The following is a 13,059-nucleotide window of genomic DNA, read 5'->3' as shown; positions in this document are numbered from 1 at the left end:
TTAATGGCAAAAATTAATGCACCAGTTTATAAAAATCAAGAACTGGAAGGTGAAGTTATTGACTTAACATACCAAGGAATGGGTGTGGTAAAAGTCGAAGATTATCCGATTTTCGTAGTCGATGCTGTACCGGGTGAAGTTGTTAAATTAGGGGTTACTAAAGTTCAAAAGAACTTTGCCTTTGGCCGAGTAATTAAGCGAATTCGTGAGTCTGACGAACGAAATCACGAAGTTAACCAAGCAGCCTTAACAACTGGAATCGCACCATTAGCAAACTTAACATATGATGCTCAATTAAAGTTTAAGCAAAATCAAATTCAAGAATTATTTAAAAAGATGCATATAACAGCAACAATCGAGCCTACAATTGGAATGGAAAACCCAATTGGTTATCGAAATAAGGCACAAGTGCCAGTTCGTAAGGTCCGTGGTCAATTAACGACTGGTTTCTACCGACGTAATTCACATCAATTGGTACCAATTGAAGATTATTATATTCAAGATCCAGCAATTGATGCAGCTATTATTGTAGTCCGTGATTTAATGCGCCATTATCAACTTGATGCATATGATGAGGAAACGCATACTGGTGATATTCGAACAATTATGGTTCGTCGTGGGTATTATAGTCATGAAATGATGGTTGTCATTGTGACTCGTCGTAATAAGTTACCTGTTGCTGAAATGTTGGTTGAAGGAATTAAAAAGGCTTTGCCAGAAGTTACTTCAATTATTCAAAATGTTAACTCTGAAAAGACTAATTTGATCATGGGATCAAAGAATAAAACTCTTTGGGGAGCTGATTATATTACCGACACTCTCTGGGGTAAGACCTTTGAAATCGGACCAATGTCATTTTACCAAGTTAACCCACAAACAACGGAAAAGTTATATAGTATGGCCGTTGAAAAAGCTGGCTTGACAGGAGAAGAACTAGTAATTGATGCTTATTCTGGAATTGGAACAATTTCATTATCAGTTGCTGCTAAAGCTCGTCGAGTAGTTGGGGTTGAAATCGTACAAGATGCGGTTGAAGATGCCAAACGTAATGCCAAAATTAACGGAATTGAAAACGTTGAATTTGAATTGGGTAAGGCTGAAGATAAGATGGTTGAATGGCAAGCTGCTGAACTTCAACCGGATGTGATCTTTGTTGATCCTCCACGTAAGGGATTAACTCCAGAATTAATTGATGCAGCAACAGGAATGCAACCAACTAAGATTGTTTACATTTCATGTAATCCTGCAACATTAGCTCGAGATGCTGAGCATTTGTTAGCAAATGGTTATCAAATTGATGGATCAGTACAACCAATTGACCAGTTCCCACAAACAACACATATTGAAACGGTAACGGTCTTTATTAAGGCCTAAGTCCGTAGATATTTGAGTTTAAATTTAAAACTATGATGACATCAGAAGCACCAATCGGCGTAGTCGACATGCTCTGATGTTTTTTATTTAAAAATCAATGTTAAATTGGTAACTAATCATTCATCGGAATAAAACTAATCTTACGTAATCAATGATATAATTGGGTTATAGAAATTGATACAAGGGAGGGTGAGTTGATGACACTTAAGTTGGGAATTATTGGAACGAATTGGATTACAAAAATGTTCATTGAGGCCGCGATAGCTACTGATCAATATGAGTTGGTTGCGATTTATTCACGAACTGAGGAAAAAGGGCAAGAATTTGCCACTAATTTTGCGGGGGATCAAGCCGTATGGACGGATTTGGACGCCTTCTTACAAAGTGGTATTGATGTTGTTTATATTGCCTCACCAAATAGTCTTCATTTTGAGCAAGCGGCATCAGCGATTAAATCCGGAGTCAATGTAATTGTTGAAAAATCTGCATTTGATAATCCGGAGCAATATGAAAAGATACATTCATTATTGCAAGAAAACCCATCTGTTAAATTATTTGAAGCAGCCCGTCACATTTATCAGGATAATTTTAAAGTGATTGAAGAAAAAATTAAGCAAATGGACCATATTTCAGGTGCTACTTTTGTTTATGAAAAATATTCATCACGATTTGACGATTATTTAGCAGGTAAAAATCCCAATGTATTGTCACGTGAATTTTCAGCTGGAGCACTAGCTGATTTGGGCGTTTATCCACTTTATGCGGCGATTAAATTGTTTGGATTACCTGAAAATCAATACTATTTTGCAACATTATTAGATAATGGGGCAGATGGTCGGGGGACCGCTATCTTACGCTATCCAAACTTTGATGTAACATTAATCTTTGGGAAGAGTACTAATTCTTATGAATTATCTGAAGTCCATGGTCGTCGAGATACGATTGTGATTGATAATATTGCAGAGTTAGGTGAGGTTAAATATGATGATGGTCAAGGAAATCTAACGGTCATTAGTCAACCAGCACCGAAAAATCCAATGGTACAAGAGGCAATGTTCTTTGCTAATGGATTACAAGATAATTTAACAACTAATGAATACGAAGAGGCAGCTATATTAAGTCAAAAAGTTAATTTAGTTTTGACTAAGTTGCGACAATCAGCGGGAATTAAATTCCCAAGTGATCAGGAATACTAGAACGGGGAAAGTATGGACGTAAAAATTAAAGAGCAGTTACAACAGGCTGGATTCTTAGCTATGACACCAATTCAAGAAGCAGTAGAAACATCTTTGGCAGCTGGTGAGTCGATTGATGGATTAGCACCAACGGGAACAGGTAAGACGTTAGCCTTTACTTGGCCCCTATTACCAAAGATTCAAGTGGGTGATGGAGAACAATTATTGGTGATGGCTCCTTCGCAAGAATTAGCAATGCAAACAACACGGGTGATGCGAGAGTGGGCTAATATTTTTGGATTAAAAACACTTGCATTGACTGGTGGAGCGAATGTGAAACATCAATTAGATCGTTTGAAGAAACATCCTGAAATTTTAGTTGGAACGCCAGGTCGAGTGGCCGAATTAGTTAACAATAAAAAATTAAAACTTCAACGGTTGCGGACTTTAATTTTAGATGAAGCTGATATTTTGCTTCAAGAAGAAACGGCTGAACAATTGAAAAACATTTGGGATGTTTATGGAGACGAAACAATTCAAGTTGCCTTATTTGGAGCTACTGCGGTTGATCCAACTATTCCAGCTAAACTCTTTGAACGTTCATTTCAACGGATTGATCAACGTGATGTTCCAATGCCCACAAGCTTGCAACATATAATGATTCCAACGGCGAATGATCAAAAGCAAAAACGGATTCGCCAATTTGCTAGTCAAAATCATTTTCAAGCAATGATTTTTTTCAACACAACCAAGGCATTGAAAACAACGGCTAGCTTTTTATCCCATGAACACGTAGCAATGTCTACTTTAGTTCGAGGTGATTCTAGTAATACTCGGGCTACTGCATTGGAAAATTTCCGAAAAGGTAAAGCTAAATTTTTGTTAACAACAGATGTGGCAGCTCGTGGTTTGGATATCATTGATTTACCAGCTATCATTAATTTTGATTTACCACGGGATGGGGAAACCTATACACATCGAGCTGGTCGAACTGGTCGAATGGGTAAATCAGGACTTGTGATTACTTTGGGTAATGATCATGATGCACGTGATTTGAAACGATTAGTTCAAGTTGAATTTGAAATTTTACCTTGGACCAGTTTTGTTAGCCACTTAGGGATTAAATCAGGTAGTGCGAAAGTGACGAAACCAGTTGCATCTAAAGATGCTAATAAAAAGCGGCATGATTTAAAAAAGAAACAAACGGTTAAAGTCGCAAAACCTAAAGTCAAGGCTGATAAAATAATAACGGATGTTAATTCTACTAAAAAGTCAGAATTTGTGGAATCAACGCGTTCTGCTGAAACAGAAGTTGTGAGTCGAACGGAACGTTTTGAAAAAGCAAAGAAGTCTAAACGGCGTAACCAAAAAGATAAGGGTAAGCCGAAACATAAGCAAAAGATAAAAGAAACTAATTAAAATTTCAAAGCTAATGATCGATTAAAAAACGATCATTAGCTTTTTTTGTAAAAATTTACAAGTTGAATCATCAGTTAAATTGTGTGATTTGTGGTAAAATATGCAAAAGAATGCATAAATTCATGGGACGTAGTGAAGGAAGGCGAGGCATCAATGGCAAATATTATTAATGGAAAAGAAATTGCACAACAAGTTCGTAACGAAGTAACGAATCAAGTTCAACAATTAGCCGATCAAGGAATTATTCCAGGACTTGCAGTGATTATTGTGGGTGATGATCCAGCAAGTCAAATTTATGTTCGAAATAAAGAAAAGGCAGCGGCTAAGGCTGGCATTAACGGCCAAACGATTTCATTTCCTGCTGATGTAGTTGAAGAAGATGTGTTGAATAAAATTCAAGAATTAAATCAAGATGATACAATTGACGCAATTTTATTACAAAGCCCAGTACCAAAACAAATTGATGAACAAAAAATGCAGTCGGCCATTGATCCTAGTAAGGATGTGGATGGTTTTAATCCATTAAATATTGGAAAATTATTTGCTAACCGAGCTGGATATTATCCTATTGCTAATACACCGAAGGGAATAATGAGGCTACTAGCAGAAACACAAGTTGAATTGTCCGGTAAATTCATCGTAATTTTAGGACGCTCTATTTTAGTGGGTCGTCCATTGTTTGCTTTATTGGAAGCGCAGAATGCGACGGTAGCACTATTACATCGTTATACGCCAGATGAATTACGACATAACCTTTTACAACAGGCTGATGTTGTAATTGCAGCAACAGGAGTACCAGGTTTAGTTCAGGGAGTAGATTTAAAAGCTGGTGCTGTTGTGATTGATGTTGGAATAACACGTTTGCCCGATGGACATTTAACGGGGGATGTTGATTTTACAACAGCTCAGGAGGTAGCATCAGCAATTACACCGGTCCCAGGGGGAGTCGGGCCTATGACGATCGCTACTTTGCTACAAACTACTGTTGAATTAGCAGTACAGCACCATCAAATGGAGTTATAAAAATGGATGATTACTTAACCGTTAGTGCTTTAACGCAGTATTTAAAGCGGAAATTTACGGCTGATCCTTACTTGCAAAAAGTATATTTAACGGGCGAAATTTCTAATTTTCGACCTCGGCCGAAACACCAATATTTTTCGATTAAAGATGAAAAGTCGGTGATTAATGCCACTATGTTTCAAGGGGTTTATAATAAATTGCCTTTTGAACTAGAAAGTGGGATGAAAGTTAATATAGTTGGACACTTAGATTTATATGCACCAAGCGGAAGCTATTCTATTATTGTGGAAAAAATTGAACCGGATGGAATTGGTGCGCTGGCGGTTCAATTTGAACAATTAAAAAAGAAATTACAACAAGCAGGCCTCTTTGATAGAAATAAAAGAATGATCCCCAGGTTTCCTAAAAAAATTGCAGTGATAACTTCGCCTAGTGGGGCAGTCATCAGAGATATTATGACGACAGTGCAACGACGTTATCCTATTGCGCAAATTACGCTTTATCCGGCTGTGGTCCAAGGTGAAAATGCAGTGCCGAGTTTATTAAAACAGTTGCAAGCTGTTGATAATAAAAATGATTTTGATGTTTTGATTATTGGTCGTGGTGGAGGATCCATGGAAGATCTATGGGCCTTTAATGATGAACGTTTGGCATTACAGTTAGTACAGAGCTCTATCCCAGTCATTAGTTCTGTCGGACATGAAACAGATACAACTATTGCAGATTACGTTGCAGATCAACGAGCAGCCACGCCGACTGCTGCTGCGGAAATTGCAACACCAATTTTATTAACGGATGTGTTAAATGGTCTTCTAAATATTCAGGTTCAAATGAATCATGCTTTAGAACAAAAACTTCAATATTTAAGAGAACGGTTTGATCGGGTACGGCAAAGTCGAGTTCTAAACGAACCCACACGTTTATATGAGGGTGTCAATCAGCGCTTAGACCATGCAACTCAAAATTTACAGAATAATTTTGAAAATTTGCTTCAACAAAAACAACATCAATTTAATTTGCTAGAACAACGCTTAACCCCAGCAATGCAACGACAATTTCAACAAAAGCAAAATCGTTACCAGCAACTTGTTAATGGTTTGAATTTGGTTAGCCCATTAGCAGTGTTAGCTCGAGGGTACAGTGTAACAACGAAAGAAGAAACAGTTATTAAACGGGTTGATCAAGTTGAACAAGGTGCTAAATTAAAGATTAAGGTTAGTGATGGGACGATTTTGACAGAAGTACAAGGAGTGGAGAAGTAAGATGAGTGAAACAACATTTGAAGAAAAATTAAATACTTTAGAAAAGATTGTGGCCCAATTAGAACAAGGTGAGGTTCCTCTAGGGACAGCCATGGAATCTTTTACAGATGGGACAAAATTAGTAAAAGAATTACAGGCTGAATTACAGTCAGCTGAGCAAAACTTAACTAAGATGGTTCAAGATGATGGGTCAGAAGTACCTTTTGATGTTGAGGGTAAGTAATGTCTTTTAATGAATTTATAAAGCAATATCAGGCATTAGTTGAACAAAATATAGAGCATAATTTGGGAACTTCAACGGATAATAATACGTTAATACAATCTATGCGCTATGCAGCTTTAAATGGCGGAAAGCGTTTAAGACCCCTTCTAACTTTAGCAGTCATTGAAACCTTTGGAAAAGATCCTAAACAATATTTGAAGGTAGCCAATGCTGTTGAATTAATTCATACATATAGTCTAATTCATGATGATTTACCAGCTATGGATGATGATGATTTGAGGCGGGGACAGCCAACAGTACATCGTCAATATGGAGAGGATGTTGCCATTTTAGCAGGTGATGCCCTTCAAGCAACTGCCTTTGAATGGTTGATTAATCCAGTGTTAACAAGTTTGCAACAAGTTAAATTGGTACATAATTTAGCGCAGGCTGCTGGAGCTTATGGTATGGTTGGCGGTCAATTTGCTGATGTGGAAGCGACTAATAAACCAGATATTTCAGTCAATGAATTAGCAAAAGTTCATCGTGGTAAAACAGGGGCATTATTAGCTTATTCATTTGTAGCTGGAGGGATTATTACTGATTTATCGTCTGAAGTACAGACGGAGTTGGCTGAATTTGGTCTTGCATTTGGATTAGCTTTTCAGATTAAAGACGATTTATTAGATTTAAAACAGGATGATACAGAAAATAAACAGTCATATCCTTATTTGTTAGGAATTGATGGTGCAAAAAATAAATTAATTAAACAATTAAAACAAGCCCAAGATAGTTTAAAAAAAATACAAGTAGCAACTAATCATGAAACAGAACTTTTAAATGATTGTTTGCATTATTTTGATGATATGGTGGAAAATTAAATGACAGGAATAATAAAAGAACGAGTGGACGTATTGGCGGTCCAACAAGGACTATTTACGTCAAGGGAGCAAGCAAAACGTGCCATTATGGCTGGTGAAATTTTAGGTATTAATGAGCAACGAATGGATAAAGCAGGCGAAAAAATTCCGGTTACCACTGAATTGCATTTAAAAGGGACACCAATGCCATATGTTTCTCGTGGCGGATTTAAACTAGAAAAAATGCGAGATGTTTTTAATTTAGATTTTAAGGATAAAATTGTTTTAGATATTGGTTCATCGACGGGTGGGTTTACGGATGTTTCATTGCAAAGTGGGGCGAAACAAGTTTATGCGTTGGATGTTGGAACTAATCAACTTGCCTGGAAATTACGTTCAGATGAACGAGTCATCGTTATGGAAAATACTAATTTTAGGTACAGTGAACTAGCTGATTTTGATGCAGGTCAACCTCAAATGGCGACCATTGATGTCTCATTTATATCATTAAATTTAATTTTAGGACCCTTATCTAAAATTTTAGTTGAAGGTGGGTCAGTAGCAACTTTGATTAAGCCACAGTTTGAAGCAGGACGTGAAGCAGTTGGAAAGCATGGAATTGTCAAGGATGCTAAGACACACTTGTCTGTTATTAATAAAGTTAGCGAATATGCTAAATTAGCTGGATTTAGTATTGTTAATCTTGATTTTTCCCCTATTAAAGGTGGGTCTGGTAATATTGAATTTATTGCACATTTGAAGTTAGATGGTGGGGATGAAACATTAGATGAAACGCAACGCCAATCCGTAGTCACAGCGGCGCATGAACAATTAAATGCTCACCGGGAGTAACAGAGATGGTTAGTAATAAAAAAGAACGACAGGCTGAAATAAAAAAAATTATTACGCAACAAAAAGTACAAAAGCAAGATGAATTGGTGCAAATTTTGAATGAACGTGGTTGGAACGTTACACAAGCAACGGTTTCACGAGATATAGCTAGTATGCAGCTGGTCAAAGTTCCGTTAGCACGTGGTGGCTTTGCATATGACATCATGCATGGAGCGGACTATCTAGTGCAAGTACGGGCAATTTTAAATGAAGATCAGACAAAGATAAAAGCGCAAAATAATATGGTTTTAATTCAAGTTCGTCCTGGAACGGGTCCTGTGTTGAAAATTTCGTTAGAAACCATGGATTTACCAGAAGTTTTTGGGGTATTAGGGGATGATTCCACTGTATTGGTGATTGTCAAAGAAGGGTATACAGGTAAACAGTTGTTATATCAATTATTACAATTATCTTAGCGATAGGAGGCAAAATTTTGTTACAAGAACTTTCAATTAAAGATTTTGCAATTATCCCAACTCTGGATTTGAGTTTTGAAAATGGAATGACGGTTTTAACGGGTGAGACGGGAGCAGGGAAGTCAATTATTATTGATGCCGTTGGTCTGTTAGCGGGTGGTCGTAGTTCTGTAGATTATATTAGAGAAGGAACTAAAAAAGCGACCTTACAGGGCCTTTTTTCTGTTGAAACTAATGCAAACGTTTTGCCGGCTTTGGAAGAATACGGGATTGAATTAGATGATAATCAGGTACTGATTAGTCGAGAAATTCATAGAAGCGGTCGGAACGTTATTCGAATTAATGGGGTAATGGTCAATGGTGCTGGTCTGCGTAAAATAGGACAGTACCTAGTAGATATTCATGGCCAAAATGAGCATCAGGAACTTATGAAGGTTGATCGGCATGAATATTTATTAGATCAATTTGCGCAAAAGGAAGTTGGTCCTGTATTGAAAAAGTATCAATCCGCTTATTCTGAATACAGAAAATATTTCAAATTGTATCAACAACGTCGAGCAGATGAACAAGCCTTTGCTCAGAGATTAGACATGTTAAACTTTCAAGTAAATGAGCTGCAGGAAGCACATTTAATCGTGGGTGAAGAAGAACAATTAAATCATGAATATCAAGAACTATCTAATTTTCAGGATGTTCTAGAGGCGCTTTCGACCGCTTATGAAGTATTGGCAGGTGATTGGGAAGGTAATGGATTAGATGTTGTTAGTCGGTCCGTTGATACTTTAGAAAGAATCGAGGAATTAAGTCCTCGGTATCAAAAGTTAACAGAGACCGTTAGAGGAGCATATTTTGAGCTGCAAGAAGCAACATCTGAGGCGCTATCAATTAGGGATAATCTTGAATTTGATGCTGAACGATTAACTGAAGTTACGGATCGTTTGAATTTAATTAATACCTTGGAAAATAAATACGGTACTGATATTTCGGAAATATTGAAGTATCAAGCAACGATTGAAGCGGAATTAGCAGAAATGACTGGTAATGGCTTACAGTTAAGTGATTTAAAGGAACAGGCTATAGCTGCTAAAAAAAATGCTCAGCAGTTAGCCGATCAATTAACCAATTTGCGTCAGGCGGCATCGGTTAAATTAGCCACAGCTATTCATCAACAATTGGCCGATTTGTACATGGAAAAGGCGGTATTTTCTGTGCATCTGACGGCTACGAAAAATTTGCAGGTCAGAGGGCAAGACCAAATTGAATTTTATATTCAAACTAATCCAGGTGAATCTGCTAAACCATTAGCTAAAATTGCTTCAGGTGGTGAATTGAGTCGAATGATGTTAGCGATGAAAACTATTTTTGCACGAGATCAAGGGGTAACATCAATTATTTTTGATGAAGTTGATACTGGTGTATCAGGACGGGTAGCACAGTCAATTGCAAATAAAATTGCTAAAATTGCTAGTTATTCACAAGTGCTTACTATTACGCATTTGCCACAAGTGGCTGCGGTAGCAGATCATCATCTTTATATTGAGAAAAATATCATTAAGCAGCGCACTGTTACAACGGTTAAACATTTGAATGAAAATGAGCGGATTGATGAATTAGCTCGTATGTTATCCGGTGATCAATTGACGGATGCGGCACGTGCTAATGCACGGGATCTGTTGACTAAAGCAAATTCATGAGTCCTTATTTCTATAAAGTAGATAGGACGATATTTATTTTGCTTGAATAAATTTAATAAAAAAGGTAAGATTAAGGTTATTAATTAGAAGGATTAAAGGGGAGCATTGACCATGAAACGTGGGGTTTTAATTGTATTATCAGGACCATCAGGAGTAGGTAAGGGAACAGTTCGTAAAGCCTTATTTGAAGAACCAGATATTGATTTTACATATTCTATTTCAATGACTACTCGTCAACCACGCAATGGTGAAGTAGATGGGGAAGATTACTTCTTTGTGAACCGTAATGAATTTGAAGAAAATATTACCGCTGGGAATATGCTAGAGTATGCCGAGTATGTTGGCAATTATTATGGAACACCAAAAAGTTTTATTGACAATACTCTTGCGTCGGGACATGATGTTTTCTTGGAAATTGATGTTCAAGGGGCTTTGCAAGTTAAAGAAAAAATGCCTGAAGGGGCATACATCTTTTTGACCCCACCAGATTTACAGGCCTTAAAAGAACGTTTAGTTGGTCGTGGAACTGATGATCCAGAAATTATTGACCGACGAGTGGCGGCGGCATCATCTGAAATTCGGATGATGTCAAAATATGACTACGCTGTGGTCAATGATGAAGTTCAGTTAGCAGTACAACGAATTAAAGATATTGTTAAGGTCGAACGTTTAAGAGTTAATCGTATTTTACCAGAATATATAGCCATGATTGAGGAGTTAGAAAAATGATCTTATATCCATCAGTAGATAAATTGTTAGAAAAAGTTAATTCACGTTATAAGTTGATTGCATTGAGCTCAAAGCGGGCACATGAATTAGAACAAGGTAGTTTACCAACACTTTCACACTTTGATTCTGTTAAACCAGTAGGACAAGCTTTGGAAGAAATTGAAGCTGGAAATATTATCGTTGATCCAGACGAGAAGCACTTCGATTAATCTTTAATTAAGCTAGTTAAAGCTTAATAAATTTAACAGGGGATGGGGTTTTAATCTCATCTTTTTTATTTAATAAATGTTTTTTGAAAGGATGACTAAAATCATGCCTATTTTAGTAGCAACCCATAAAGATTATGCGATGCCTAGTGATAAATTTTATCAACCGATTTATGTTGGATCAGCTCTACATAAAAAAAAGATTAATAATTTTTTAAGTGATGCAACTGGAGATAATATTTCGATTAAAAATCCTTATTATAATGAATTAACGGCGCTTTATTGGGCAAAGTACAATTTACAGGATCAAAAGATTATTGGGTTAGCTCATTATCGGCGTTTTCTGGGGCATAAAGCAAGTCATCAATATCAAGATATATTAACTGAATATGAAGTTAATCAAGCTTTAGAAAATTTTGATGTATTAGTACCCAAGGCTAGAAATTATTGGATTGAAAATCAAGAACAACATTATTTGAACGCGCATTCCCATGAGCCTTGGCAAATTTTACAAAAAGTAATTGCTGAGCAATTTTCTGATTATCAACAAGCTTTTAAGCAAGTCAGTGCTTCTAAAAAAGCGCATTTATTTAATATGAGCATAATGAAACAAACTGAATTTCAAGCTTATACTGATTTTTTATTTGATGTATTATCAGCCGTTGAAAAAGAGCTTGATTTTACTAAATTACATGACCAAGATCAACGTGCATTGGGCTTCTTAGGAGAACGCATGCTAGACGTTTGGTTAATAAAAACCAATTCGACATATCAAGAGTTTCCAATGGTATCAATTGAAAAAATAAATTGGATTACTAAAGGTTGGCATTTCTTATTACGCCATTTTGGATTAAAGCACCAGGCTAAAACACATTTTTAAAGGAGATCTAGCATGACAACGAGTGCAGTAGTTGTGACCTTTAATCGGTTGCCGATGTTGAAGGAAGTTATTGCAGCATTGCAAAATTCCACAACAAAAGTGGATCATATTATTGTGATTGATAATAATTCAAGAGATGATACTGTAGCTTACTTAACGAGCCTAGGATCACAAATTGAGTATGTACGATTAGGCGAAAATTTAGGTGGCGCAGGAGGATTTAACCGTGGAGTTCGTTATTTCATGGAAAAAACTAATGACGAATTTGTTTGGTTAATGGATGACGATACTGTTCCGCTGGCGGATACGCTGACGAATTTGTTGAAATTTGCTGATGAAAAAGATCAGTTTGGATTCTTGGCTTCGGATGTACGCTGGGTAGATGGACATCGAGCCAAGATGAATAACCCTTCGCCCGTGAATCGAGCACGTAAAATTCCAGAGGATAGTACTACACCTGAAAAGTTAAAAAACGCTACTTTTGTGAGTTTATTAATGCCACGTGAAATTATTGCTCAAATGGGGTTACCAATTACGGAATTCTTTATTTGGGGTGATGATATTGAATATACGGAACGGGCAGGACGTTTAGCATCAGGATATTTTGTCCCTCAAGCACGCGTTATCCATAAAATGAAGAGTAATGTTGGATCTGATGTCTTGACTGATTCGCTTGATCGGTTACCACGATATTTTTATTCGTATCGAAATAAAATTTATTATGGGGCTAAACGTTCGTTAATGGGCCATATTAGATCCAATCTTAGAATTACGCTAGAATTTTTAAGAGTGCTTTTTAAACCCGGAGTTGATCATCGAAAAGAACGCCTTCAAGTGGTTTGGAGTGGGATTGTAGCAGGACATAAATTTAAACCTGAAATTGAATTTGCTGAACCAAAAGATTAATTATGGTAAACTTAATTAACTT

Annotated in this window: 14 protein-coding genes; all 14 read left to right on the top strand. The window is 36.7% G+C overall.

The window, feature by feature from the left end:
• Positions 1–3 precede the first annotated feature (3 nt).
• Entirely contained in the window at positions 4–1,374 is a 1,371-nt protein-coding gene (gene rlmD, locus JC2156_RS06125; RefSeq protein WP_006845765.1) for a 23S rRNA (uracil(1939)-C(5))-methyltransferase RlmD, read from the top strand.
• 197 nt (positions 1,375–1,571) lie between these two features.
• Positions 1,572–2,570, top strand: a complete 999-nt coding sequence (locus JC2156_RS06120; protein ID WP_006845764.1) for a Gfo/Idh/MocA family protein — start codon at positions 1,572–1,574, stop codon at positions 2,568–2,570.
• 12 nt (positions 2,571–2,582) lie between these two features.
• On the top strand, positions 2,583–3,968 hold the full coding sequence (locus JC2156_RS06115) for a DEAD/DEAH box helicase (RefSeq protein WP_006845763.1): 1,386 nt from the start codon (positions 2,583–2,585) through the stop codon (positions 3,966–3,968).
• A 153-nt stretch (positions 3,969–4,121) separates the two neighbouring features.
• The gene (locus JC2156_RS06110; protein ID WP_006845762.1) at positions 4,122–4,991 is read left to right on the top strand and encodes a bifunctional 5,10-methylenetetrahydrofolate dehydrogenase/5,10-methenyltetrahydrofolate cyclohydrolase; all 870 of its coding nucleotides are present in this window, start codon (positions 4,122–4,124) and stop codon (positions 4,989–4,991) included.
• Positions 4,992–4,993: 2 nt separating this feature from the next.
• On the top strand, positions 4,994–6,253 hold the full coding sequence (gene xseA, locus JC2156_RS06105; RefSeq protein ID WP_006845761.1) for an exodeoxyribonuclease VII large subunit: 1,260 nt from the start codon (positions 4,994–4,996) through the stop codon (positions 6,251–6,253).
• Between the two features lies 1 nt (position 6,254).
• On the top strand, positions 6,255–6,476 hold the full coding sequence (locus tag JC2156_RS06100; protein WP_006845760.1) for an exodeoxyribonuclease VII small subunit: 222 nt from the start codon (positions 6,255–6,257) through the stop codon (positions 6,474–6,476).
• Entirely contained in the window at positions 6,476–7,336 is an 861-nt protein-coding gene (locus JC2156_RS06095; protein ID WP_006845759.1) for a polyprenyl synthetase family protein, read from the top strand. The genes JC2156_RS06100 and JC2156_RS06095 overlap by 1 nt, the downstream gene beginning before the upstream one ends.
• Positions 7,337–8,167 (top strand): TlyA family RNA methyltransferase, encoded by an 831-nt coding sequence (locus tag JC2156_RS06090; RefSeq protein ID WP_006845758.1) that lies wholly within the window; start codon positions 7,337–7,339, stop codon positions 8,165–8,167.
• 5 nt (positions 8,168–8,172) lie between these two features.
• Positions 8,173–8,622 carry an arginine repressor gene (locus JC2156_RS06085; RefSeq protein ID WP_006845757.1) on the top strand — a complete coding sequence of 150 codons (450 nt, stop codon included), beginning with the start codon at positions 8,173–8,175 and terminating at the stop codon, positions 8,620–8,622.
• Between the two features lie 17 nt (positions 8,623–8,639).
• Positions 8,640–10,316, top strand: coding sequence for a DNA repair protein RecN (recN, locus tag JC2156_RS06080; RefSeq protein WP_006845756.1), 1,677 nt, complete (start codon positions 8,640–8,642; stop codon positions 10,314–10,316).
• A gap of 111 nt (positions 10,317–10,427) precedes the next feature.
• Positions 10,428–11,045: a guanylate kinase gene (gene gmk, locus JC2156_RS06075; protein WP_006845755.1), complete on the top strand. Its 618-nt coding sequence runs from the start codon at positions 10,428–10,430 to the stop codon at positions 11,043–11,045.
• Positions 11,042–11,254, top strand: coding sequence for a DNA-directed RNA polymerase subunit omega (gene rpoZ, locus JC2156_RS06070; RefSeq protein ID WP_006845754.1), 213 nt, complete (start codon positions 11,042–11,044; stop codon positions 11,252–11,254). Before gmk ends, rpoZ begins: the two co-directional genes overlap by 4 nt.
• A 103-nt stretch (positions 11,255–11,357) precedes the next feature.
• Positions 11,358–12,131: a DUF4422 domain-containing protein gene (locus tag JC2156_RS06065; RefSeq protein WP_006845753.1), complete on the top strand. Its 774-nt coding sequence runs from the start codon at positions 11,358–11,360 to the stop codon at positions 12,129–12,131.
• A gap of 12 nt (positions 12,132–12,143) precedes the next feature.
• A complete protein-coding gene (locus JC2156_RS06060) occupies positions 12,144–13,037 on the top strand; it encodes a glycosyltransferase family 2 protein (protein ID WP_006845752.1) in 894 nt (297 codons plus the stop codon).
• The last annotated feature ends 22 nt before the right edge of the window (positions 13,038–13,059 follow it).

Source organism: Weissella koreensis KCTC 3621 (genome assembly GCF_000277645.1).
Note: the sequence above shows the minus strand (reverse complement) of the source record. Positions and strands in the feature narration are given on the sequence as shown.

Coding starts and splice junctions, on each gene's coding strand:
- rlmD (WP_006845765.1), top strand. CDS start 4: ATGGCAAAAATTAATGCACCAGTTTATAAAAATCAAGAACTGGAAGGT.
- gmk (WP_006845755.1), top strand. CDS start 10,428: ATGAAACGTGGGGTTTTAATTGTATTATCAGGACCATCAGGAGTAGGT.
- JC2156_RS06115 (WP_006845763.1), top strand. CDS start 2,583: ATGGACGTAAAAATTAAAGAGCAGTTACAACAGGCTGGATTCTTAGCT.
- JC2156_RS06100 (WP_006845760.1), top strand. CDS start 6,255: ATGAGTGAAACAACATTTGAAGAAAAATTAAATACTTTAGAAAAGATT.
- xseA (WP_006845761.1), top strand. CDS start 4,994: ATGGATGATTACTTAACCGTTAGTGCTTTAACGCAGTATTTAAAGCGG.
- JC2156_RS06060 (WP_006845752.1), top strand. CDS start 12,144: ATGACAACGAGTGCAGTAGTTGTGACCTTTAATCGGTTGCCGATGTTG.
- JC2156_RS06110 (WP_006845762.1), top strand. CDS start 4,122: ATGGCAAATATTATTAATGGAAAAGAAATTGCACAACAAGTTCGTAAC.
- JC2156_RS06095 (WP_006845759.1), top strand. CDS start 6,476: ATGTCTTTTAATGAATTTATAAAGCAATATCAGGCATTAGTTGAACAA.
- JC2156_RS06085 (WP_006845757.1), top strand. CDS start 8,173: ATGGTTAGTAATAAAAAAGAACGACAGGCTGAAATAAAAAAAATTATT.
- JC2156_RS06120 (WP_006845764.1), top strand. CDS start 1,572: ATGACACTTAAGTTGGGAATTATTGGAACGAATTGGATTACAAAAATG.
- rpoZ (WP_006845754.1), top strand. CDS start 11,042: ATGATCTTATATCCATCAGTAGATAAATTGTTAGAAAAAGTTAATTCA.
- JC2156_RS06065 (WP_006845753.1), top strand. CDS start 11,358: ATGCCTATTTTAGTAGCAACCCATAAAGATTATGCGATGCCTAGTGAT.
- JC2156_RS06090 (WP_006845758.1), top strand. CDS start 7,337: ATGACAGGAATAATAAAAGAACGAGTGGACGTATTGGCGGTCCAACAA.